Source organism: Pseudomonas sp. FSL W5-0203 (genome assembly GCF_001896155.1).
In the GTDB taxonomy this organism is placed as follows: Bacteria; Pseudomonadota; Gammaproteobacteria; order Pseudomonadales; family Pseudomonadaceae; genus Aquipseudomonas; species Aquipseudomonas paracarnis.
In genome coordinates this window covers 1-22,025 of sequence record NZ_MPOR01000043.1, presented here as the reverse complement: position 1 = coordinate 22,025, position 22,025 = coordinate 1, and the positions used below count along the sequence as shown (strand labels likewise).

The 22,025-nt window shown below is 60.8% G+C and carries 19 protein-coding genes; 10 read left to right on the top strand and 9 right to left on the bottom strand.

The window, feature by feature from the left end; all coding sequences use genetic code 11:
- Positions 1 to 2: 2 nt before the first annotated feature.
- A complete protein-coding gene (gene iolE / locus BOP96_RS25180; RefSeq protein ID WP_019817189.1) occupies positions 3 to 890 on the bottom strand; it encodes a myo-inosose-2 dehydratase in 888 nt (295 codons plus the stop codon).
- Positions 891 to 1,038: 148 nt separating this feature from the next.
- Positions 1,039 to 2,976 carry a bifunctional 5-dehydro-2-deoxygluconokinase/5-dehydro-2-deoxyphosphogluconate aldolase gene (locus BOP96_RS25175; protein ID WP_073454306.1) on the bottom strand — a complete coding sequence of 646 codons (1,938 nt, stop codon included), beginning with the start codon at positions 2,974 to 2,976 and terminating at the stop codon, positions 1,039 to 1,041.
- Between the two features lie 284 nt (positions 2,977 to 3,260).
- Between BOP96_RS25175 and BOP96_RS25170 the strand changes: the two genes are divergently transcribed.
- A complete protein-coding gene (locus tag BOP96_RS25170; RefSeq protein ID WP_073454304.1) occupies positions 3,261 to 4,169 on the top strand; it encodes a MurR/RpiR family transcriptional regulator in 909 nt (302 codons plus the stop codon).
- Positions 4,170 to 4,368: 199 nt separating this feature from the next.
- Here the strand turns inward: BOP96_RS25170 and BOP96_RS25165 are convergent, their stop codons facing one another.
- A complete protein-coding gene (locus BOP96_RS25165) occupies positions 4,369 to 5,274 on the bottom strand; it encodes a hypothetical protein (protein WP_014718774.1) in 906 nt (301 codons plus the stop codon).
- A gap of 375 nt (positions 5,275 to 5,649) precedes the next feature.
- On the opposite strand from BOP96_RS25165, the gene BOP96_RS25160 reads away from it, so the two are divergent.
- A complete protein-coding gene (locus BOP96_RS25160; protein ID WP_003191687.1) occupies positions 5,650 to 6,333 on the top strand; it encodes a response regulator transcription factor in 684 nt (227 codons plus the stop codon).
- A complete protein-coding gene (locus BOP96_RS25155) occupies positions 6,311 to 7,702 on the top strand; it encodes a sensor histidine kinase (RefSeq protein ID WP_014718775.1) in 1,392 nt (463 codons plus the stop codon). The genes BOP96_RS25160 and BOP96_RS25155 overlap by 23 nt, the downstream gene beginning before the upstream one ends.
- 7 nt (positions 7,703 to 7,709) lie before the next feature.
- Here the strand turns inward: BOP96_RS25155 and BOP96_RS25150 are convergent, their stop codons facing one another.
- Positions 7,710 to 9,311 (bottom strand): L,D-transpeptidase family protein, encoded by a 1,602-nt coding sequence (locus tag BOP96_RS25150; protein WP_020301790.1) that lies wholly within the window; start codon positions 9,309 to 9,311, stop codon positions 7,710 to 7,712.
- A gap of 39 nt (positions 9,312 to 9,350) precedes the next feature.
- Between BOP96_RS25150 and BOP96_RS25145 the strand changes: the two genes are divergently transcribed.
- Both BOP96_RS25145 and BOP96_RS25140 read left to right on the top strand, forming a co-directional pair.
- Positions 9,351 to 10,079, top strand: coding sequence for a murein L,D-transpeptidase catalytic domain family protein (locus BOP96_RS25145; RefSeq protein WP_019817186.1), 729 nt, complete (start codon positions 9,351 to 9,353; stop codon positions 10,077 to 10,079).
- 30 nt (positions 10,080 to 10,109) lie between these two features.
- A complete protein-coding gene (locus BOP96_RS25140) occupies positions 10,110 to 10,856 on the top strand; it encodes a creatininase family protein (RefSeq protein WP_014718778.1) in 747 nt (248 codons plus the stop codon).
- A 281-nt stretch (positions 10,857 to 11,137) separates the two neighbouring features.
- Here the strand turns inward: BOP96_RS25140 and BOP96_RS25135 are convergent, their stop codons facing one another.
- Both BOP96_RS25135 and BOP96_RS25130 read right to left on the bottom strand, forming a co-directional pair.
- Positions 11,138 to 11,479 (bottom strand): hypothetical protein, encoded by a 342-nt coding sequence (locus BOP96_RS25135; RefSeq protein WP_014718779.1) that lies wholly within the window; start codon positions 11,477 to 11,479, stop codon positions 11,138 to 11,140.
- A gap of 45 nt (positions 11,480 to 11,524) precedes the next feature.
- Positions 11,525 to 12,169 (bottom strand): hypothetical protein, encoded by a 645-nt coding sequence (locus BOP96_RS25130; protein ID WP_019817185.1) that lies wholly within the window; start codon positions 12,167 to 12,169, stop codon positions 11,525 to 11,527.
- Between the two features lie 139 nt (positions 12,170 to 12,308).
- Between BOP96_RS25130 and BOP96_RS25125 the strand changes: the two genes are divergently transcribed.
- On the top strand, positions 12,309 to 12,593 hold the full coding sequence (locus BOP96_RS25125) for a hypothetical protein (RefSeq protein WP_014718781.1): 285 nt from the start codon (positions 12,309 to 12,311) through the stop codon (positions 12,591 to 12,593).
- Here BOP96_RS25125 and yfcF read toward each other — a convergent pair.
- A complete protein-coding gene (yfcF, locus tag BOP96_RS25120; protein WP_019817184.1) occupies positions 12,552 to 13,184 on the bottom strand; it encodes a glutathione transferase in 633 nt (210 codons plus the stop codon). The two genes, BOP96_RS25125 and yfcF, sit on opposite strands and share 42 nt — an antisense overlap.
- A gap of 146 nt (positions 13,185 to 13,330) precedes the next feature.
- Between yfcF and BOP96_RS25115 the strand changes: the two genes are divergently transcribed.
- Complete coding sequence (locus BOP96_RS25115; protein ID WP_014718783.1) at positions 13,331 to 14,770, top strand: hypothetical protein; 1,440 nt, start codon at positions 13,331 to 13,333, stop codon at positions 14,768 to 14,770.
- Here BOP96_RS25115 and BOP96_RS25110 read toward each other — a convergent pair.
- On the bottom strand, positions 14,767 to 15,309 hold the full coding sequence (locus BOP96_RS25110; RefSeq protein ID WP_019817183.1) for a DUF924 family protein: 543 nt from the start codon (positions 15,307 to 15,309) through the stop codon (positions 14,767 to 14,769). The genes BOP96_RS25115 and BOP96_RS25110 overlap by 4 nt on opposite strands.
- A gap of 71 nt (positions 15,310 to 15,380) precedes the next feature.
- Between BOP96_RS25110 and BOP96_RS25105 the strand changes: the two genes are divergently transcribed.
- Positions 15,381 to 16,535: a DUF1624 domain-containing protein gene (locus BOP96_RS25105; protein ID WP_032872428.1), complete on the top strand. Its 1,155-nt coding sequence runs from the start codon at positions 15,381 to 15,383 to the stop codon at positions 16,533 to 16,535.
- Positions 16,536 to 16,784: 249 nt separating this feature from the next.
- On the opposite strand, the gene metE is transcribed toward BOP96_RS25105, so the two are convergent.
- Entirely contained in the window at positions 16,785 to 19,073 is a 2,289-nt protein-coding gene (metE, locus tag BOP96_RS25100; protein ID WP_073454302.1) for a 5-methyltetrahydropteroyltriglutamate--homocysteine S-methyltransferase, read from the bottom strand.
- 344 nt (positions 19,074 to 19,417) lie between these two features.
- Here metE and BOP96_RS25095 point away from each other — a divergent pair, with 344 nt between their 5' ends.
- Both BOP96_RS25095 and BOP96_RS25090 read left to right on the top strand, forming a co-directional pair.
- Positions 19,418 to 20,515, top strand: coding sequence for a carboxynorspermidine decarboxylase (locus BOP96_RS25095; protein WP_019817180.1), 1,098 nt, complete (start codon positions 19,418 to 19,420; stop codon positions 20,513 to 20,515).
- A gap of 28 nt (positions 20,516 to 20,543) precedes the next feature.
- The gene (locus tag BOP96_RS25090; RefSeq protein ID WP_019817179.1) at positions 20,544 to 21,788 is read left to right on the top strand and encodes a saccharopine dehydrogenase family protein; all 1,245 of its coding nucleotides are present in this window, start codon (positions 20,544 to 20,546) and stop codon (positions 21,786 to 21,788) included.
- Positions 21,789 to 22,025: the final 237 nt, after the last annotated feature.

Sequence of the window (22,025 nt, the reverse complement as noted above, 5' to 3'; positions counted from 1 at the left end):
ACTCAAGTCCTCTGGTTGAGAAGCGCACGCAGGGTGTCGTAACCCTTCTTGGCGTAGATATAGCTGGGCGCCACGGCCGGGTCCTGCTCGGCTTCCACCACCAGCCAGCCCTTGTAGTTCGCCGCGAGCAACACATCCAGCAACGGTGCGAAGTCGATATCACCATCGCCGGGCACGGTAAAAGTGCCGTTGACGATGCAGTCCGGGAAGCTCCACATCTGGTTACGCGCCAGTTGCACCACGGGTTTGCGTACATCCTTGAAATGCACATGGCAGACGCGGTCGATATGCTTGCGCAGCACCTCGATGGGTTCGCCGCCGCCCATGTAGCAGTGGCCCGAATCGAACAGCAAGCCGACTTCCGGGCCCGTGCGTTTCATCAACTGGTCGATGTCCTCGGGGGATTCGACGTACGCGCCCATATGGTGGTGATAGGCCAGGCGCACGCCCTGGGACAGGGTGAAACGCGCCAGCTCGGTAAGCTTGTCGGCGTAAGCCTGCCAGGCCTGTTCACTGTGAAAACGCGGGCGCTCGATCAGGCGGATGCGCGAGCCCTGGATCGAGTCAGCCACTTCGCCGTATACCAGTACCGAGGCGCCGTTGTGTTTGAGTAGTTCGACATGGGCGGCAATCGCCTCGATTTCTTCAGCCACCGAACGGTGGGCCAGACGGCTGGAGTACCAACCGGACACCAGCGCCAGGTCATAAGGACGCAGCACGTCAGCGACGCCCTTGGCATCCTTGGGGAATTTGCCGTTGAGTTCAAAACCTTCGTAGCCGATGTCCTTGCCTTCGCTCAGGGCCGTGCTCAGCGGGGTCTCACCGCCGAGGGCCGGGAGGTCGTCGTTGCTCCAGGAGATCGGGTTGATGCCAATTCGGATTGCGGGCATGGCTGCACCTTTTGTTTTTATCTTCAGAATTCACTGGGATCTGCTTTGTGTGGGAGCTGGCTTGCCTGCGATAGCGGTGTGTCAGGCAGTACATTTGCAACGGATAGATTGCTATCGCAGGCAAGCCAGCTCCCACATTTGATCGTATTTACTGTCGGGCGCTGAGCCAGGCATTGATGAGCTGTTCGAAGGTCGCCTGCACCTGCTGGATCAGCGTTTCATCATCAATCTCCCCCGCCATCCACGCCCGGCTCGGCTCGTGGAAGATCGTGCGGCCCACGGCAAACCCACGGCAGGTGCTGCTCTGGCTGGCTTGCTTGAAGCCATCGGCGAGAAACTCGGGGGAAGCATTCAGGCCCAGCAACACCACGCCACGGCAGTAGGGGTCGCGTTCCTGGATCAGTTCGTCGAGCTTTTTCCAGTCTTCGGCCGATTGGGTTTCGATCTTCCACCAGGCCGGGTAAATGCCAAGGTTGTACAGGCGTTTAAGGCTGCGGTAGAGCACGTCCGGGTAGGTGGACGGGTGATCCTTGGGTGGGATGACTTCCAGCAGCAGTTCGTGGCCACTGACCAGCGACGCCTCGTACACCGCCTTGAGTTGCGCTTCCTGTTCCAGGCGCAGCATCGGCTCGTCATCGGGGTGAAACTGCACCAGGCACTTGATGATGTGTTCCTGGGGCCAGGCAATCAGGTTGCTGCCAATTGAACGCCCGTGCTCGAACGCCAGGGGCCGCGAGTTCTGCACTTCCACCGGGCGGGCGATCCACCAGCCGCGCCCCGTGGCCGCGTTGAGTGCATCCTGACCAAAGCGTTGGTCGGCGAGCAGGCCCACATCCGCCTCGACGCCCTGCTCACTGAGTTTGCGCTCTACGCGTTCGATGGCCTGGATAAACAACTGCTTGATGTCGCTGATACGCTCAGGGGCCTGGCCGCCTTTTTGCGCCAACTCCACCAATTGCCAGCGGTGGTCGAAGGCAAAGACGAACAGTTGCTTCCAGACTTTGCGCGGCACCGTGACACGGTGCAGGCGTTGCAGGGTCACGTCCTGGTCCGGCCGGGTGATGGGCACGGGGCTGTTGAACAGGTAATCGAGTTCGGCGGGGGTCGGCATCGCTGGCGCACAGGCGTGGCGCGATACCACCAGGCCGCCACAGGCATTGGCCAACTGGCTGCAACGCTCATCGCTGGCGTCATTGATCCAGCCGCTGAGAAAGCCCGACATAAAAGCATCGCCTGCGCCCAGCACGTTGAGCACTTCAACCCGCACGCCAGGATAGATGGCCCCGTCTTCCAGGCGCGCCGGGATTGCGCCGTGGATCACCGTGCAGCCCTGGGGGCCGAGCTTGACCACCAGGGTGGCCGGGGTCAGTTCACGCACGGTGCGCAGGGCGGTGAGCAGGTCTTCACCGCCGCCGGCAATCAGGAATTCCTCTTCGGTGCCGACGATCAGGTCGAAACGCGGCAGGATCTTCTGCACATGCTGGCTGACATTCTGGTCGGCGACGAAACGGGTTTCGCCATCGGCCTTGCCGGCCAGGCCCCACAACACGGGGCGGTAGTCGATGTCCAGCACGCGCTTGACGTTGTGCCTGGCCGCGTAATCCAGGGCCTGGAGGCTGGCCTTGTACACGCCGTCGGTGGAGAAATGCGTGCCGGTGATCAACAACGCTTTGCTGGAGGCGATAAAGGCTTCGCTGATGTCTTCGGCGCGCAGGGCCATGTCGGCGCAGTTTTCGCGGTAGAACACCAGGGGGAAGGTTTCGCGGTCCTTGAGGCCCAGCAGCACCAGGGCGGTGAGGCGCTCAGGGTCGACCTTGATGCCACTGACATCACAGCCTTCGCGGGCCAGGGATTCCACCAGGAAACGGCCCATGTGGTCATCGCCGACCCGGCTCAGCATCGCCGACTTCAGCCCCAGCCTGGCGGTGCCGAAAGCGATGTTGGCGGAAGATCCGCCCAGATACTTGGCGAAGCTGGACACATCCTCAAGCCGCGCACCGACTTGCTGCGCATAGAGATCGACGCCCAGACGCCCGAGGCAAATCAGATCCAATTGACGCCCACTGGCAAAACGAGTCTGGCCCATGCTGGCTCCTGTTATTTTTATCAGCCTGCGCTGTGCCGCCGTGGCGACGGCAAACGCTCTTTGTGGGAGCAGACTAGAACGTCCGGTGGCAGCAATCAATATTTATTCCATAATTATTTTTAGTGGAATATTTTTTCCAATACCTCAGGATAGCGGCACGCCAGCGCCCATGCATCGTTTCAGCAGGCCACGCGGGCCGTGATGCCGGGGTATTTTTTTGCGCCTACCCTGTAGACTTGCGCCACCTATCAGCGCATCAGACGAACACGCCAGAAGGATTGCCCATGTCCCGCACCGATCCCGAGACCACCCTGGAAGAAACTGTCGCCAGCCCTCCGATCAATGCCGAACGCCTGTTGCAGCTGATCACCGACGAATACGAGAGCCTGCCGCGCCAGCTCAAGCGTATCGCCAGCTACATGAGCCAGCAGAGCGACCGGATCATGGTCGACCGCATCAGCGACATCGCCCGGGAATGCGAAGTGCACCCCTCGGCCATTGTGCGGTTTTCCCAGCGCTTCGGCTTCAGCGGGTTCAGTGAGATGCAGGCGCTGTTTCGCGAGGCGTATACCCACAAGACCACGCCGGTACAGAACTACCAGCAGCGCATCCGCAGCATGATCGCCAACAAGTCCCAGAAGGCCAGTGGCGGCGACCTGGCGCGCGAGTGCGTCAACGCCACCCTCTCGGGCATCGAACGCTTGGGGCTGGAGTTGGACGATGCGGCCTTCGAGAAAGCCGTGGACCTGGTGGTCAATGCCGACAACATCTACGTGGTCGGCGTGCGCCGCTCCTTTGCGGTGGCCGACTACCTGGTCTACAACCTGCAGCACACAAACAAGCGCATCCACCTGGTCTCGGGGCTAGGCGGCAGTTATCGCGAGCAGATGCGCAGCGTGCGCGCCAATGACCTGGTGATAGCCATCAGCTTCACGCCCTACGGCAAAGAGACCCAGCACTGCCTGCGCATCGCGCAGCATCACCAGGCCAAGACCCTGATCATCACCGACAGCAACCTGTCGCCCCTGGCCAAGCGCGCGAATGCGGTGCTGTTGGTCAATGAAGGCTCCTCGTTTGCTTTCCGCTCGCTGAGCGCCACGCTGTGCCTGTGCCAGGCGTTGTTCATTGCGGTGGCGTATCGGTTGGAATTGAAGGTGGATGAGATTCATGAGCAGGTTGGGTTCGACGACTGACCCGCCACCTGTAGGAGCGAGCTTGCTCGCGCAAAACGCAAGAACGCCGCGGCCATTTTGAATGAACGCGGCGCCCGGCAGTTCTTCGCGAGCAAGCTCGCTCATACAATTAGTGCATGAAAATCGCGATCAGAATGATCACCGGAATCGGCACGCCGAGGAACCACAGCAGTAATGAGCGCATCATGTTCTCCTTGAATTAACGAACGTAGTTTTCGGTTTCGACGTACACCACGGCATCCCGGCGGCGACCGCCAAAGGTAGCGGCGAAGCTGGCGAAGAACGCACCGATGAGCAAGGCCACGAAAGTCCACAGGGATGTGTAGGCCGCCACTTTCGCTGCGGTTTCAGCAGCTTGCTTGGCTTTGAGCTTGGCGTCTTCGACGGCTTTGCGCGCATCGCCATACACCTTGTCGATACGGGCTTCGGCATCGGCCTGGCTCAGGTTGGTGCGCTGGCTGATCAGTTGGGCCAGGTAGGCGCGATCTTCCGCTGCCAGTTGGCCGTCGTTGCTCAACGTACGCGTCAGGATACGACCGACCACGGCGTGGGCTGCATCATCGCTGACCGCCGCTGGGCGATCATCGCGAAACAGGCTGTCGACGTAGTAACCGAAGTCACCACTGTCGGCACCCTTTGCCGCGCTGCCCGCAGCTTGGGTGAGGCCGCTGGCGGCACCCGATGCCACGCTGGCGCCAGCTTTCACGCCGCCGCTGACCACACTGCTGACCGAACCGACCACCAACATCGCCGTGATCAATGTGGCCACTGCCCACGCCAGGAAGCCATGGGCGGTGTCGCGAAAGTACACCTCGTCGCCGTGCATATTGGCCCACTTCACCCGTAACCGACCGGCGATGTAACCGCCCAGGCCCGACGCAACGATCTGGGTGAACGCCAGCCAGACAATTGTGGAAATGCCAAGGCCCTTGGCGCTGATACCGCTGTCAGCCCAAGGCGACACCGCCGAAAAGCCCAGGCCGAAGCCCAGCAACACCAGGATCAATGACAATGCAGCCGCCGCAGCGGCACCGGCGAAAATCGCCCCCCAGGAAACCCCGGAGAGCGTGCTTGACTCTTGCAGCGTGGATGAGGATGTGATCATTGTTGTTTTGCTCCAGGCACGAAAAATGATGTTACAAGTATCAAAACGGACAGTGCAGGCAGCGTGCCAGCTGCGTTTGAAATTAAATTCCTTTAATTTCAATGATTTATTTAAATTGAACTTAGCCAGATCATGCAGGTTGCAATAAACGGCGATATTAGGCGGGCGTAATGCACTCCCCTGTGGGAGCTGGCTTGCCTGCGATAGCGGCATGGCAGCCAACGAATATGCCAGCAGGTAAGCCGCCATCGCAGGCAAGCCAGCTCCCACAGTGCGATGTCGGCTTGAAGAAGATGAAGTTTTATTTAGGAAACATTCAGCAACTTCTTGGCAAAATGTCGCCACTTCTAGTGTGAACGCTCACCAGGTAATCCTATGACCCGCATTTTGACCATCGAGGATGACGCCGTAACGGCCCGCGAGATTGTCGCCGAGCTGAGTAGCCATGGACTGGACGTAGATTGGGTGGACAACGGCCGCGAGGGCCTGGTCCGTGCCGTAAGTGGTGATTACGACCTGATCACCCTCGACCGCATGCTGCCTGAGCTGGATGGCCTGGCCATCGTCACCACGTTGCGCACCATTGGGGTGTCTACGCCGATCCTGATGATCAGCGCCCTCTCCGATGTCGACGAGCGCGTGCGCGGCCTGCGTGCCGGCGGCGATGACTACCTGACCAAGCCGTTCGCCTCGGATGAAATGGCCGCCCGTGTCGAGGTGCTGCTGCGGCGTAAAAGCACGGTCCAGGAATTCGAAACCGCCCTGCGCGTGGCCGACCTGGAACTGAACCTGATCAGCCGCGAAGCCAGCCGCGCCGATCAACCGCTGACCCTGCTGCCCACTGAATACAAACTACTGGAATTCCTGATGCGCAACACCGGGCAGATCCTGTCGCGGATGATGATTTTCGAGGAAGTCTGGGGCTATCACTTCGACCCCGGCACCAACCTGATCGACGTGCACATCGGCCGTCTGCGCAAGAAAATCGACCCACCGGGCCTCACGCCGCTGATCCGCACGGTACGAGGCTCGGGATATGTCATTGCTGAACCCCTCTAAAGGCTGGCGCTCTTCCAGCAGCCGTTTGCTGGCGCTGTACAGTTCGTTATTCGTGGCGTGGAGTTGCATCCTCATGGGGGTGCTGTACTACGAGGTCTCAGGCTACCTCAGCGACTTGTCGCGCCATTCCCTGTTGCAGCGCCAGCATCTTTTCCAGCGTTTCGACGGCGAAGAACTGGTGGAAGCGCTGACCACCAGCATGACCTTCGACATGAAGGGCGTGGACGCCTATGGCCTGTTCGATGAGCAATTTCGCCCCTTGAGCGGGCCGATCCGCGCCGTGCCACCCGACTTGCCGCTGGATGGCAAGATCTACGCCCTGACCAATTGCGTGCAATCCGATGATCCCAAGCTGCCCAAGGACAGCTGCGACGCCGTGGCCACCCACACCGAAGACGGCCGCTGGCTGGTGTTGGTGCGCGCCAACGGCTCGTTGTTCGGGGTAACGCGGATTATCTGGCACGCCCTACTGTGGGCGCTGTCCTTGACCATCATCCCCGGCGCTGCCGGCTGGCACCTGCTGCGCCGTCGCCCGCTGCGGCGTATTCGCGGGATCCAGGCCAGCGCCGAGGCCATCGTCGCCGGCGACCTCACGCACCGGTTGCCGCTGTCCAACCGGCGCGACGAGCTGGACATGCTTGCCGCCATCGTCAATGCCATGCTCGACCGCATCGAAAAACTGATGAACGAGGTCAAGGGCGTGTGCGACAACATCGCCCACGACCTGCGCACCCCGCTCACCCGCTTGCGCGCCCAGCTTTACCGCATCAAGCAACAAGCCGAGGAAGACTCGGCCCACGCGGTAAAGCTCGATGACGCCATCGCCGAAACCGACACGCTGATGGCGCGTTTTCGCGGGCTGCTGCGCATCTCGGAACTGGAAGACCACCAGCGCCGCTCGGGCTTCCTGGTGCTGGACCCGCTGCCGTTGCTGCGCGAGCTGCATGACTTCTATCTGCCCCTGGCCGAAGAAGGCGAACTGGAGCTGGTGTTACAAGCGCCTGATTCACTGCCGTGGATTACCGGTGACCGTGCGCTGCTATTCGAAGCCCTGGCCAACCTGCTGAGTAACTCGATCAAGTTCACCCCGCCCAAGGGCAAGGTGATCCTGCGAGCAGTCAACGACCTGGGCAGTACGCGCATCGAAGTGCTCGACTCCGGGCCAGGCATTCCGGCTGCCGAGCGCGCGTCGGTGTTCCAGCGTTTCTATCGGGTCGATGAGAGTGATCAGCAAGGCGGCTTTGGGCTGGGCCTGTCGATTGTGGCGGCGATCATCAACTTGCATGGGTTCAAGCTGGAGGTGGGCACCAGTGAGTTGGGCGGCGCCCGCCTGGTGCTGGAATGCCGCCAGCAACTGATGCCGGAATAAGCGCGCCCTAGAGCACGCTGCCCATGGCCTTGATCAACACCGGGTCACGCGCATAAATATCCGGCGCGTACACCAACTCGCCCTGACGATCCACTTCTACCGTCCAATACCCCAACAGCACCGGTACCGGCGTGGCCAGCCTGAACTCATGGGTTTCGCCGGTCGCCAGCAGCTCATCGGTGCGGGTGCGTTCGGCGGGCGTTACCAGCAGGTCGCGCAATAACAACGGTTGCTCGACCCGCACGCATCCCGAACTGAACGCCCGTGGGCCTTTGGTGAACAAGGGCTGGCTGGGGGTGTCATGCAGGTACACCGAATACGGATTGGGAAAGCGCATCACAATCTTGCCCAGCGGGTTACGCGGGCCGGCCTGCTGGCGCAGCAGGATATTGCCGGGGCGTGCCCAGTCGACCTGGTCGGGCGTCAAGGGATGACCTTCGGCGTCGAGCACTTGCAGGTTTTGCTGACGCAGGTATTCAGGGTTGAGGCGGATGGCGGGCAGCTTGTCCTCGCGCATGATGGTGGGCGGGATGGTCCAGGTGGGGTTGAGGGTCAGCCGGGTGATGCGCGACTTGAGCAATGGCGTCTGGCGTTCGGCCCGGCCCACTTGAAGGCGGGTTTGCCACACCGGGATGCCACTCTGATACACGCTCAGTTGCGCAGCGGCCACATTGACCACGACGCCTTCAGGCTCCAGGTCCTGGGCTAGCCAGCGGAAGCGTTCCAGGTTGATGCGCAGTTGTTCACGACGCATCGCCGGGCTGATATTGAGTTCAGCCACGGTGCCGGCGCCGACCACGCCGTCGGCCTGCAACGAGTGGCTGAGCTGGAAGGCTTTCACCGCCTTGACCAATTCGCCCTGGTATTGCTTGCCGTTGCCGCTGGGCAACTGGGCCAGGTAGCCACCGCTGTGCAGGCGCCGCGCCAACTCCGGCACCCGGGCGTCGTTCATGCCCGGGCGCAGCAACGCGCCCTCGGCGACCGGGTCCCAATGGGGCAGCGGCTGCTGGCGCACGCCGGCATAGGCATTGCGCAGGCTGCGGTACAAATCGGCGCTGGGCCGCGCATGATCGAAGGCTTGGGCCATGTCTTGCAGGCCGGTGGCGGCGAACGCCAGTACTTGGGTATTCGGATCGCCACTGGGTGGCTGGGAGTGCCAGAGGGGCTCAAAGCGCGATTGCTGCAGGCGCCCGTAATGCAAATCCTGCAGGGCTTGCAGGTACTGCTGGCTGTTGGCGATATCGCTGCACAGCACGTTGGCCGTGGCATCCGCCGCGGGCAAGCTATAGTGGGTGGGGTCCAGGCCATCGTCGGCAAGCATCAGCAACTGGCTGTGCAAGGCATGCCGGCGTTCGTCAGCCGACCATAGCGGGGCATCGCCCTGCTGCTGGTAAAAGGCTTGTAGGCGCGCCAGCGCGGCGGCATCGATACGCGGCGCAAGGTGCGGGCAGACACTGGTCAACTGCGCCAACGCCTGTTGCAGTGGCGCCAGCGCGACCGGTGCAGGGGTGGTGACGGGCAATGGCTCCACCGGCAGCGTTTCGGCTGTAGCGACCAATGGTGCAACGAGCAGGCAAATGCTCAAGTAACATGCGTGTTTTTTGAACAATTGACTTAGCTCCACTCCACAGCGGGGACTCGACTGTAGATGCTGACTTTTATACGCCTGCTCAGGCTAACCAGCCTGGGCTTGATCACTGGGTGCCTGGCTTTATTGAGCAATGTTGCGCTCGCCGCCAATGGCACCTCTCCTTCCCTGTATAGCAGCCTGGCGCGCTCGGCTCCAGAACTCAATCCCACCGTGCTGAAAAGCGCCCTGAGCGCCGTGCAGTGCGCGGTCAATAACGGCGAGGAGCGTTCCGATCGCCTTGCGGTTATTGACTACTCCCAGCCCTCGACCGCCCGTCGCCTATGGATCTTCGACCTGCGCAAAAAGACCTTGGTTCTACGCGACCTGGTGGCTCACGGTGCCAAGTCCGGGGAAAACTTCGCTACCCAGTTCTCCAATCTCGAGGGCAGCCACCAGTCGAGCCTGGGCTTGTTCCGCACCCAGGAAAGCTACCTGGGCGCCCATGGCTACTCGCTACGCATGGACGGTCTGGAACCCGGCTTCAATGACCAGGCCCGCGACCGCGCCATCGTGATTCATGCTGCCGACTACGTCAGCCCATTGTGGAGCAAGCGCGAAGGCCGTATCGGCCGCAGCCAGGGTTGCCCGGCCGTGCGTCCGCAAGTCGCCCGCCAAGTGGTGGACAAGCTCAAGGACGGGCAGTTCATGTTTTCGTGGTACCCCGACCAGCGCTGGCTGAAGTCATCGACCTACCTCAATTGCAAACCCCAACAGGTGGCGAGTAGTCGTACAATCCGTGGCGGATAGCCTGTCCCCACTGATAAAAGAGAACGTCGCATGCTTCTACACACCTCCACCTGGATCGAAATCGGGCAGTTCCTGGAACGCAGCCGCACGGTGGTGATTCCCATCGGTTCCAACGAGCAACATGGCCCCACCGGCCTGCTGGGCACTGACTGGATGTGCCCGGAGATCATCGCCCACCACGCCCAGAAGCACGCCGACATCCTGGTCGGCCCGACCTTCAATATCGGCATGGCCCAACACCACCTGGGCTTTCCCGGCACCATCTCCCTGCGCCCTTCCACCTTTATCGCCGCGATTGGCGACTGGGTGCGCTCGCTGGCCGGGCATGGTTTCGAAAAGATCCTGTTCCTGAACGGTCACGGCGGCAACATCGCCACGATTGAAGCGGCGTTCTCCGAGCTGTACGCCGAAGCCAGCTTCGCCCGCCGCCCGGCCGGGTTTGCGCTGAAACTGGTGAACTGGTGGGACCTGGAAGGCGTCACTGACCTGGCCCAGCGTCAATTCCCGGTGGGGCATGGCAGCCACGCCACGCCATCGGAAATTGCCGTGACGCAGTGGGCGTATCCGGATGCGATCAAGTCTGCCGAGTACTCACCGCAAATCGCCAACACTGGTCCGATCCGTGAAGCCCTGGACTTCCGTGCGCGCTTCCCTGACGGCCGCATGGGCTCGGACCCGGCGTTGGCTACTGTGGAGAAAGGCGGTGAGTTGGTGGCGTTGGCGGCGCAGGGATTGGTCAAGACTGTCGATAGCTTCAGCAACGAAGCCAAACCCTGATCCAAATGGGGCCAATACCCTGTAGGAGCGAGCTTGCTCGCGAAAGAAGTCAACGATTACGCGCGCTCCCGAATAAACGCGGCGCCTATGAGTTTTTCGCGAGCAAGCTCGCTCCTATGTATTGCCCACAGAATCAGCGCCTAGCGCAGATCCCCTGTGGGAGCGGGCTTGCCCGCGAAGGCGGCGTGTCAGTCACTGAATATTTAACTGAACCACCGCTTTCGCAGGCAAGCCAGCTCCCACATTGGTTACAGGGTGGGTTGCGTTATGTGTGTGCGGGTTTATTTGCAATCCTGCGCGGCCTGCTCCAGCCGCGATGGCTTGATCGCCGAAGCCAACGGCTTGCGCTCATACAGGAACACTTTGGTGCCGTCCTGGGACTTGTAGGCCTCCAGCACATCATCGGCGGCAATCTTGCTGGTCAACAGCACCTTGGCGTGGCGCGAGTTCTGGGTGACGGTCGAAGTGATGCCGTGCTTTTCCAGCTTGGGCAATACGCATTGCACATAGCCATCGGGGGTCTTGTTGGTTTGCAGGGTCAGCGATGGGGCGTTGGGCGCCGTGATACAACCGGTCAGCAGCAACGAAGCACAAGCCAGGGCCGAGGCGAAGAAAGAGCGCATAAACATTCCTGAAAATAACCAAATAGGGTTCACAACCATCGCGGATCAACCTGCGCGAATCAGGGCCTTGAGCGACGCATCGAACTGCTTCAGGGCATCTTGCTGTACATCGCGTTGTTGCTCGATCAGTGCAGCAATCTCCGGCGCCGCCTTGTCGTGCACCCACACTGACGGCACGTGCTTATCCACCGAGCCTTCGGCCTTGGCGATAAATTGCAGGTTCGCGTCGTAGAAGCGTGCGACAAAGCGTGCTTCGACCCGGTCATTACGCTGGGTGAGCAATTGGTTATGGGTATCGAGCACCACCACCACATCCGGGTGCGCCTGCACCAACTCATCCAGGCTGCTATAGACCGTCACCGAGAGAAAAGTGCCCTGCAACGAGTGCATCAACCAGTCGATCGCCAGTTCCGGGTCGGAGCTGTTGACGAACGCCTCGCGAATCCGCCCATCCAGGGCATCCTTGGCGCCGTTCTGCGCCATGGCGTGGTAGCGTTCGAGGTAGCTGAGGTTGTCGCGGGTGTTTTCACTGAACAATACCCCCACCGACTGGGCACGCTGCAGGGAGTCTACGCTACCCACCAGTGGCAGCAAATGGTCTGTACGCACTTCATCGGCCATCGCCGGGGTGGTCATGACCGCGGTGCCCAGCATCAGGGCCATCAAAGCCAACTGGATAATCGTCCTCATCGCGCATTTTTCCTTGGGCTGCGTCTCGATGTGCAGATTCTGCGCGTTTGGCGAAAAAACAGAACTTGTGATCCTTGATGGTGACTATCATTTGAACCGATAGTGTCAGGCCGCCCATAAAATCTATAAGGACCCCGCCATGAAGCCCTACCAGAAAATCTTCGATCGTATCCGCGAGGCGGTACTGCCAGAGTTTCGCGAGCGAGTCGCCGACTACCTGGTTGAGTACGAAACCGTGTTGCTGAACTCACACGCCGACGCCGCGAAAAGCAGCGCCAGCGCCGAGCAATTGCGCGGTTATTTGCGCGGTTTGAACACCATGCGCGTGCTGGGCATGGCCGACTGGGAAGACCTCGACCGGCGTGTTGCCCAGCAGGCACAACTAGAGCGCGGGCCGTCGCAGCTCGACCCACTCGCGCACTGACGGCCGCTGCCACTGGCGTTGCGCGTAGGCCACCAGCTGCGCTGGCATGGCGTCACCGTTGAGGATCAGGCGATTGAGCATCACCGCCAGGTCCACATCGGCAATCGACCACTGGCCGCACAGGTACTCGCGGTTATCCGCCAGCAAGGCTTGCGCCGCGCTGATCAACTTGGTCGCGGCGGCTTGAGCCTCTGCTGACAACGGCAGCCTCTTCTGCCCGCAGAACACCACCAGGGTCGAGCGCTCCTGGCGAATCGGCAGCAAGTCGCTGCGCAACCACGCTTGAACCTGTCGCGCCCTCGCCCGCTGTTGCACATCCGCCGGGTACACGCGGGTTTCGGGGTAGGCCTGGTCCAGGTACTCGGTGATGGCCGAAGACTCAGACAATGCAAAATCACCGTCTACCAAGGTCGGCACTCGCTGGGTCAGGGAGCGTTGGGCGTAATCTGCCGCCTGGGTTTGCCCGGCATCGAGGTCCAGGGTGAGGGTCTCGAACGCCAGGCCTTTTTCGCGCAAGGCGACAAACACCGACATGGCATAGGGGCTGGTAAACAGCGAATCAACGTAGAGGTGCAGCGGGCCTTGGCTCATGGGCAATCTCCTGGGGTAAGGCGTCACGCTACGAGATGCCGGCCGATAAAGACAATGCAGGGTTTTTATGGGGGCATTCCTGGCGGGAATAGCGCGGCTAGTGGCAATATTATGGCTACCGCTGATTTTCAAGGAAGGAACAGCACATGAAACAAGCAGTTGTGGTTATCCACGGCATCGGCGAGCAGCGCCCAATGGACACCTTGCGCGGCTTTGTCGAAGCGATGATCCCCACGGACACCCCCGATGGCAAACCTTTGTACTGGAGCAAGCCGGATCGGCTATCGCGCAACTTCGACCTGCGCGTACTGAAGGCCTCGGGCCGTACCTCGACGGATTTCTATGAGTACTACTGGGCCCACAAGATGCAGGGCACCAAGTTCGGCCATCTGCTGGGCTGGCTGTGGGACATCTTCAAGCGCCCGCGTCGCGACATTCCCGAGGCCATCGTGCCGATCTGGCGCAGCACGCGCTGGACGGTGCTGGTGTTATTGCTGCTGGTTGCCAGCGGTACATTGGCCACGGCCTGGGGCCAATTGCCCCCCAGCGACAACCCCTTCGCGCTGATCCCCCTGCTGCTCGTGGCCATGGGACTGGGGCTGCGCTATTCGGCGCTGGCGTACCTGGGAGACGCCGCACGCTACCTCAGCCCCAACCCGCAGAACGTGAGGGTGCGCGAGCAGATCCGTGCCGACGGTGTAGACCTGCTGCGTGCCCTGCACAACCAGGGCGACTACGAGCGCATCATCGTCGTGGGTCACAGCCTGGGCAGCGTGATTGCCTATGACATCGTCGGCTACCTCTGGCATGAATACCACGACCAACTGACCCAACTGACCCCCAGCAACCGTGAGCTGGCGGCCCGTTATGCCAACCGCGAACCGCTGCAACCGGTGGTCAAGGATGCCCTGCCCGCCGCCGGCGCCTTGCTGGACGGCAGCCTGAGCAGCCTGTTGAATTTTCGTCAGCAACAGACCGAAGCTTTTGCCGAACAGCGCGGCCTGGGCAACCCCTGGCGCATCACCGACCTGGTCACGGTCGGCAGCCCAATGGCCCACGCCAGCCTGTTGCTGGGCCGCAGCGTCAGTGACTTCCAGCAGCGTATGGAACGCCGCGAAGCCCCGGCCTGCCCGCCCACCGAAGACACCCAAGGCTACGGCTACAACGCCCGCCAACCGCTGATGCTCGGCCAAAAGCCCTTCACCCCGCACTACCTGCACCACGCCGCAGCCTTTGCCGTCACGCGCTGGACCAACCTGTACTTCCCTGCCCCCTTCGGCCTGTTCGGCGACATCGTCGGCGGCCCGGTCAAGCCCGTGATGGGCGGCGGCGTGCTGGACTTGCCGGTGACCGTGGGCAATGGCAAAGGCTGGCTGGCCAAATCCTGGTTGAGCCACACTCACTATTGGAGCGAACGCGGCGGTACGCAGGGTTACCTCAGCGCACTGGGCAAGGATGAACAGGCGATCAACCAGGGCCCGCGTCCTTCGGCCACTGAAGCGTTGCGATGGGCGATTGACCTCAAGGGTGTGCGGCGGTTTCGCCGTGTTGGCGCCCAGCGAAGCCTGGCGCCAGAGCACGCCTAACCGGCGAAGCCACCGGCCTTGAGGAAGGCGCGTTCTTCGTCGGTGCTCGTCCTGCCCAACACCCCATTACGATGGGGAAACCGCCCGAACCGCTCGATGATGTCGGCATGCTCCTTGGCCCAGTGGTAGGTGCTGGCATCCAACTGCTGGTTCAGGGCCAGGGAGCGTTGCTGGTCCTGGGGGTCTTCCGAATGTTCAAAAGGCAAATAGCAGAACGCACGCAACTGAGGTTCAACCTGTTGATCCAATCCTGCGTCCACCATCTTTCGCGCATACAACCGCGCCAGCGGGTCGGTGGCGAACATATGCGCCGTGCCGCGAAAGGCGTTGCGCGGGTACTGGTCCAGCAGGATCAGTAACGCCAGCGCGCCATCCGCCGTGGTCAACCAGTCTTCGAGTTCACGCCGCGCCGCCTGCATATGAGTGGCGTGGAAGCTGTCGCGAAAGGTCGCATCGAACTCGTCGTCCTTGGCGAACCAACGCTTGGGCCCCGCCTGTTTCCAGAACGCGATTACGGCTTCGGCCGAGTGTGGGGTCATGCTTGTCATCAGCGCCTCGCTTAATGTTATAGAATAACGTCAATATTTTGCCTGCGTGTGACCCTTAACTTATGACTGACGCTATGACTTTACGCAAACGCCTGCTGTCCATCGACGCCCTGCGCGGCCTGGTGATCCTGTTTATGTTGCTGGACCACGTGCGTGAAACCTTCTTGCTGCACCGCCAGGTCAGCGACCCCATGAGCATAGACAGCACCGAGCCTGCGTTGTTTTTCAGCCGCACCCTGGCCCACTTGTGCGCGCCGGTGTTTGTGCTGCTCACCGGATTGTCGGCTTGGCTGTACGGCCAGAAATATCAGGGCCGTCGCGACGTGTCGGCATTCTTGTTCAAGCGCGGGCTGTTCCTGGTGGTGCTGGAATTCACCCTGGTCAACTTCGCGTGGACCTTCCAACTGCCACCCAGCGTGATCTATATGCAAGTCATCTGGGCCATCGGCATCAGCATGATCGCCCTCGCCGCTTTGGTTTGGCTACCGCGTGCCTGGCTGATCGGCTTGGCGCTGGTGATTATCGCCGGGCACAACCTGCTCGATGGGCTGCACTTCGCAGCGGGTTCGATGTTGCATGTGCCGTGGACGATCCTGCATGAACGCAACTGGATTGAAGTCTCTGAAAACCTACGCCTGCGCACCACCTACCCGGTGCTGCCATGGATCGGTGTGATTGCCCTGGGTTACGGCCTCGGGCCATGGTTTGCCAATGCCACGCTGCCGGCTGTGCGTCAGCGTTATTTACTGGTCGCAGGGGTGGGCGCGTTGGTGGGCTTTGGGTTGCTGCGCGCGCTCAACGGCTATGGCGAGCAGCCTTGGCAGGCGTATGACAGCAGCGTGCTGACGCTGATGAGCTTTTTCAATATCACCAAGTACCCGCCTTCGCTGTTGTTCCTGGCGTTGACTCTGGGGATTGGCTTGCTGTTGCTGCTGGCGTTTGAACGCGCGGGGCATAAGCGCTGGATCGGCGTGCTGGCGGTGTTCGGCGCGGCGCCGATGTTCTTTTATCTGTTGCACCTTTATGTACTGAAAATCCTCTATGTGGCCTGCGTTGCGCTGTTTGGCCTCAACCATGGCAATTACTTTGGCTTCGACGGTATCGGTGCGGTGTGGCTGGCAGCGCTGCTGTTGCCGATTGCCCTGTACTTGCCGGTACGTTGGTTCGCCGGCCTGAAAGCACGGCGGCGGGACCTGGCGTGGCTCAAATACCTCTGACCTGATGCAGGCTAATTGTGCGGGGCGGTGTGTCAGCTACTAAATATTCAACTGAACCACCGCTTTCGCAGGCAAGCCAGCTCCCACACTGGTTACGCATCGCCCACATAATCAGCGCCTGCCACAGATCCCCTGTGGGAGCGGGCTTGCTCGCGAATACGGTGTGTCAGCCACTGCTGCTGTGACTGGAAGACCGCATTCGCGAGCAAGCCCGCTCCCACAGTTTTTAACCGCGCCCGGGCTCAGGAATCAGGCCAGTTCAGCACGCAGTTGGCGAGCGGCGGTGACCATATGAATGAGCGCCGCCTCGGTCTCCGGCCAGCCCCGCGTCTTCAAGCCGCAATCGGGGTTCACCCATAAGCGCTCTGCCGGAATCCGCTTGGCGGCCTTGCGCAGCAAGTTGGCCATTTCCGAGGCATCCGGCACCCGCGGGGAGTGAATGTCGTAGACCCCCGGGCCGATCTCATTCGGGTAGGCGAAGGCTTCGAACGCGTCGAGCAGCTCCATGTCCGAGCGGGAGGTTTCGATGGTGATCACGTCGGCATCCATGGCGGCGATGGACTCGATCACATCGTTGAACTCGCTGTAGCACATGTGAGTGTGGATCTGGGTTTCATCGCTCACGCCACTCGCACACAAACGAAACACTTCAGTCGCCCAGTCGAGGTAGGGTTGCCACTGCGCCTGGCGCAACGGCAAGCCCTCACGAAAAGCCGCTTCGTCGATCTGCACGATCTTGATGCCGGCGGCTTCCAGATCGACCACTTCGTCACGAATCGCCAGGGCCAGTTGCCGGGCTTGCACTTCTGGGCTCACGTCTTCCCGTGGGAACGACCACATCAACATGGTCACCGGGCCCGTCAGCATGCCCTTCATCACCTTGTCGGTAAGACCTTGGGCATAGCGAATCCACTCCACGGTCATGGCGTTCGGGCGGCTCAGGTCGCCGACAATCACTGCGGGTTTCACGCAACGCGAACCGTAACTCTGCACCCAACCGAACCGGGTAAACACGTAGCCATCCAGTTGTTCGGCGAAGTACTCGACCATGTCGTTACGCTCGGCTTCACCGTGCACCAACACGTCCAGGCCGAGGTTTTCCTGCACCTCGACAGCGTGCTTGATCTCACTGTGCATGGCATCGACGTATTCGGCGTGGCTCAACTTGCCGGCCTTGTACGATTGGCGCGCCAGGCGGATCGACGCGGTCTGTGGGAACGAGCCGATGGTGGTGGTCGGGAACAGCGGCAGGTTAAGGCCGGCCCGTTGCTTTTCGATGCGCTGGGCAAACGGCGACTGGCGCTGGCTGTCCTGCGCCGTGATGGCGGCCACACGAGCTTGAACGGCAGGTTTGTGAATGCGTGACGATGCGGCGCGAGCTGCCTGCACCGCGCGGCTCTCAGCCAGGGCGGTGAGTACGCCAGGGGCTTCGGGCTGATCAACGGCCTTGGCCAGTAGCGCCACTTCCGCACACTTCTGCACGGCGAAGGCCAGCCAGCTTTTCAATTCGGCATCCAACTGGTCTTCCCGTTCCAGGTCCACCGGGCTGTGCAGCAGCGAGCAGGACGGCGCGACCCACAGGCGATCGCCCAACTTCTCATGGGCATGCTGCAAGATGGCCAGGGCTTTTTCCAGGTCGCAACGCCACACGTTTCGGCCGTTGACCACGCCCAGGGACAGCACCTTGTACGCTGGCAGACGGTCGAGGATGGTCGGGTACTGGTCCGGTGCACGCACCAGGTCGATATGCAGGCCATCCACCGGAAGATTGGCAGCCAGGCCAAGGTTTTCTTCCAGGCCGCCGAAGTAAGTGGCCACCAATTTTTTCAGCGGGTCGCGCTGGATCAGGTTATAGGCGCGCTCAAAAGCGTTCTTCCAGTCCTGGGGCAGATCGAGCGCCAGGATTGGCTCGTCGATCTGCACCCATTCCACGCCCAATTCGGCCAGGCGTTGGAATATCTGGCCATACAGCGGCAGCAGTCGCTCGAGCAGGTCGAGCCTGTCGAAGTCAGCGCCCTTGGCCTTGCCCAGCCACAAATAGGTCAGCGGGCCGATCACCACGGGCTTGACGCTGTGCCCCAGGTCGAGGGCTTCCTGGACCTCTTCGAAGAGTTGATCCCACGCCAGGTGGAATTGCTGATCGACGCTGAACTCCGGCACCAGGTAGTGATAGTTGGTGTCGAACCACTTAGTCATCTCCTGGGCATGGGCACCGCCGCAGCAGCTGTCACTGACGCCACGGGCCATGGCGAACAAGGTATGCAACGTGGCCTGGCCATCGACCGGGCGGAACCGCTCAGGGACCACACCGAACATCAACGAATGGGTCAGCACCTGGTCGTACCAGGCGAAATCACCGACCGGCAACAGTTCGATACCGGCTTGCTGTTGCAGCGCCCAGTGGGTGCTGCGCAAGTTACTGCCAACGGCGCGCAGGCCGGCTTCGTCGAGCTCACCCTTCCAGAACGCTTCCTGCGCTTTTTTCAGTTCACGATCGCGTCCAATGCGTGGAAACCCGAGGGAATGAGCGACTGCCATGACTTACAACTCCGATGGTCTAATTGATGGCGGTCATTGTCGGCAGAGGGATGTCTTGAGACAAACTCATTTTGCTCTAGATCATCACAAGATTCACTCATGTTTAGGTGGGCATGATATTAGCGGCGCTACTGTGGGTGTTTGTGGTGCCAGAGCCGGCGTCATCGCGGCCTCGCTGAGGCTCGAGCGCTCCCACAGGGGGCGGGGTGATTCTTATGAACGGTCATACTTACGCCCTATGCTTAACGTGGCACGCAAAATCCGCCGGCTAACCTTTCGATCTGTTCCAAGTGCGGGCACAATGCGTGTCCTTTTTTGGCAGGCACCGCCGCAGGCTCTCAAAAATGATCAAAACGCCGTACTACCTCATCGATAAACAGAAGCTTCTGGTCAACATGCAGAAGATTGCCTACGTGCGCGAACAGTCCGGCGCCAAGGCTCTGCTGGCGCTCAAGTGCTTTGCCACCTGGTCGGTATTCGACTTGATGCAGCAATACATGGACGGCACCACCTCGTCGTCGCTGTATGAGCTCAAGCTCGGCCGCCAGAAGTTCGAAGGTGAAGCGCATGCCTACAGCGTGGCCTGGGCCGACGATGAAATCGAAGAGATGCTGGAGAACTGCGACAAGATCATCTTCAACTCCATCAGCCAACTGCAGCGTTTTGCCGAACGCAGCGAAGGCAAGATCCGCGGCCTGCGTGTGAACCCGCAGGTGAGCAGCTCTGACTACCTGCTGGCCGACCCGGCGCGCCCGTTCAGCCGCCTGGGCGAGTGGGACCCGGTGAAGATCGATGGCGTGATCGATCAGATCTCCGGCTTCATGTTCCACAACAACTGCGAGAACGGCGACTTCAGCCTGTTCGACAAGATGCTCGGCACCATCGAAGAACGCTTCGGTGCGCTGCTGCACAAGGTCAAGTGGGTCAGCCTCGGCGGCGGCATCCATTTCACCGGTGAAGGCTATGCACTGGATGCATTCTGCGCACGGCTCAAAGCGTTCTCCGAGAAGTACGGCGTGCAGGTCTACCTGGAACCCGGCGAAGCGGCGATCACCAATAGCGCCTCCCTGGAAGTCACCGTGCTCGACACCCTCTACAACGGCAAGAATCTCGCCGTGGTCGACAGCTCCATCGAAGCCCACCTGCTGGACCTGCTGATCTATCGCCTCAACGCCAAGCTGGCGCCGAGCGAGGGTGAACACACCTACATGGTGTGCGGCAAATCCTGCCTGGCCGGGGACATCTTCGGCGAGTATCAATTTGATCGTCCGCTGGCCATCGGCGATCGGCTGTCGTTCATCGACACCGCAGGCTACACCATGGTCAAGAAAAACTGGTTCAACGGCCTGAAAATGCCGTCCATCGTAGTGAAACAACTCGACGGTACAGTCGAGGTGGTTCGTGAATTTGGTTACGACGACTACCTGTCCAGCCTGTCCTGAGCTGGCGGATAAAGGAGAGATAAAGCAATTGAAAAAGAACGTTCTTATCATTGGTGCAGGAGGTGTCGCCAAGGTGGTGGCCCACAAGTGCGCGCAGCACAACGACGAACTCGGTCGTATTGCTATCGCGTCGCGCAACATCTCCAAATGCCAGGCCATCATCGACAGCGTCAAGGCCAAGGGTAGCCTCAAGGTTCCCGCCGATATCCAGGCCTTCGCGCTGAACGCCCTGGACGTGGAAGCGACCAAGGCCCTGATCCGCGAGACCGATTCGCAGATCGTCATCAACGTCGGCTCCGCCTTCCTCAACATGTCGGTACTGCGTGCCTGCATCGACACGGGCGTGGCTTACCTCGATACCGCCATCCACGAAGAGCCGGGCAAGGTCTGCGAGACCCCGCCGTGGTACGGCAACTACGAGTGGAACCACCTGGAAGAATGCAAACAGAAGAACATCACCGCCATCCTTGGCGTGGGCTTCGACCCAGGTGTCGTCAACGCGTATGCCGCGCTGGCGCAGCAACAGCATTTCGACCGCATTGATTCGATCGACATTCTCGACGTCAATGCCGGCTCCCATGGCAAATACTTCGCCACCAATTTCGATCCGGAAATCAACTTCCGCGAATTTACCGGGCAGGTGTGGAGCTGGCAGAACAGCCAGTGGACCAGCAACACCATGTTCGAAGTCAAACGCACCGACGACCTGCCGGTAGTTGGCTCGCAGAACCTCTACCTCACCGGCCACGATGAAGTGCACTCGCTGTCGAAAAACCTCGACGTGCCCAACGTGCGTTTCTGGATGAGCTTCGGCGAACACTACATCAACGTGTTCACCGTGCTGAAAAACCTCGGCCTGCTCTCCGAACAGCCGGTCAAGACCGCCGAAGGCCTGGAAGTGGTGCCGTTGAAAGTGGTCAAGGCCGTGCTGCCCGACCCGTCTTCGCTCGCCCCGGGCTACACCGGCAAGACCTGCATCGGCGACCTGGTCAAAGGCACCAAGGATGGCCAACCGCGTGAGATGTTCATCTACAACGTGGCTGATCATGAAGAGGCCTATGCCGAGACTGACAGCCAGGGCATCTCCTACACCGCAGGCGTACCACCGGTAGCCGCTGCACTGCTGGTGGCGCGTGGCGAGTGGGATGTGAAGCACATGGCCAACGTCGAGGAACTGCCAGCTGAGCCGTTCCTCAAGGCGCTGGATGTGATGGGCTTGCCGACTCGGATCAAAGACGAGAACGGTGATCGGGCCTGGGATGCGACGGCCTGATAGGCCATAGCTGACCGAGCAAAAAATGCGCCCAAAGGGGCGCATTTTTTGTTTTGGCTCACCTACAATTCGAAGAACAATGAGGATCAAAATGTGGGAGCTGGCTTGCCTGCGATGGCGACCAGTCAGTCAATGATTCTTCAACTGAGCCACCGCTATCGCAGGCAAGCCAGCTCCCACACTGGTTGTGGGTTGCCCACAGAATTGGCGCCAGGCATAGATCCCTGTAGGAGCGGG

What these genes read in the sequence shown, in the direction of transcription:
- iolE (WP_019817189.1), bottom strand. Translation starts at nt 890, where the DNA reads ATGCCCGCAATCCGAATTGGCATCAACCCGATCTCCTGGAGCAACGAC.
- BOP96_RS25175 (WP_073454306.1), bottom strand. Translation starts at nt 2,976, where the DNA reads ATGGGCCAGACTCGTTTTGCCAGTGGGCGTCAATTGGATCTGATTTGC.
- BOP96_RS25170 (WP_073454304.1), top strand. Translation starts at nt 3,261, where the DNA reads ATGTCCCGCACCGATCCCGAGACCACCCTGGAAGAAACTGTCGCCAGC.
- BOP96_RS25165 (WP_014718774.1), bottom strand. Translation starts at nt 5,274, where the DNA reads ATGATCACATCCTCATCCACGCTGCAAGAGTCAAGCACGCTCTCCGGG.
- BOP96_RS25160 (WP_003191687.1), top strand. Translation starts at nt 5,650, where the DNA reads ATGACCCGCATTTTGACCATCGAGGATGACGCCGTAACGGCCCGCGAG.
- BOP96_RS25155 (WP_014718775.1), top strand. Translation starts at nt 6,311, where the DNA reads ATGTCATTGCTGAACCCCTCTAAAGGCTGGCGCTCTTCCAGCAGCCGT.
- BOP96_RS25145 (WP_019817186.1), top strand. Translation starts at nt 9,351, where the DNA reads ATGCTGACTTTTATACGCCTGCTCAGGCTAACCAGCCTGGGCTTGATC.
- BOP96_RS25140 (WP_014718778.1), top strand. Translation starts at nt 10,110, where the DNA reads ATGCTTCTACACACCTCCACCTGGATCGAAATCGGGCAGTTCCTGGAA.
- BOP96_RS25135 (WP_014718779.1), bottom strand. Translation starts at nt 11,479, where the DNA reads ATGCGCTCTTTCTTCGCCTCGGCCCTGGCTTGTGCTTCGTTGCTGCTG.
- BOP96_RS25130 (WP_019817185.1), bottom strand. Translation starts at nt 12,169, where the DNA reads ATGAGGACGATTATCCAGTTGGCTTTGATGGCCCTGATGCTGGGCACC.
- BOP96_RS25125 (WP_014718781.1), top strand. Translation starts at nt 12,309, where the DNA reads ATGAAGCCCTACCAGAAAATCTTCGATCGTATCCGCGAGGCGGTACTG.
- yfcF (WP_019817184.1), bottom strand. Translation starts at nt 13,184, where the DNA reads ATGAGCCAAGGCCCGCTGCACCTCTACGTTGATTCGCTGTTTACCAGC.
- BOP96_RS25115 (WP_014718783.1), top strand. Translation starts at nt 13,331, where the DNA reads ATGAAACAAGCAGTTGTGGTTATCCACGGCATCGGCGAGCAGCGCCCA.
- BOP96_RS25110 (WP_019817183.1), bottom strand. Translation starts at nt 15,309, where the DNA reads ATGACCCCACACTCGGCCGAAGCCGTAATCGCGTTCTGGAAACAGGCG.
- BOP96_RS25105 (WP_032872428.1), top strand. Translation starts at nt 15,381, where the DNA reads ATGACTGACGCTATGACTTTACGCAAACGCCTGCTGTCCATCGACGCC.
- metE (WP_073454302.1), bottom strand. Translation starts at nt 19,073, where the DNA reads ATGGCAGTCGCTCATTCCCTCGGGTTTCCACGCATTGGACGCGATCGT.
- BOP96_RS25095 (WP_019817180.1), top strand. Translation starts at nt 19,418, where the DNA reads ATGATCAAAACGCCGTACTACCTCATCGATAAACAGAAGCTTCTGGTC.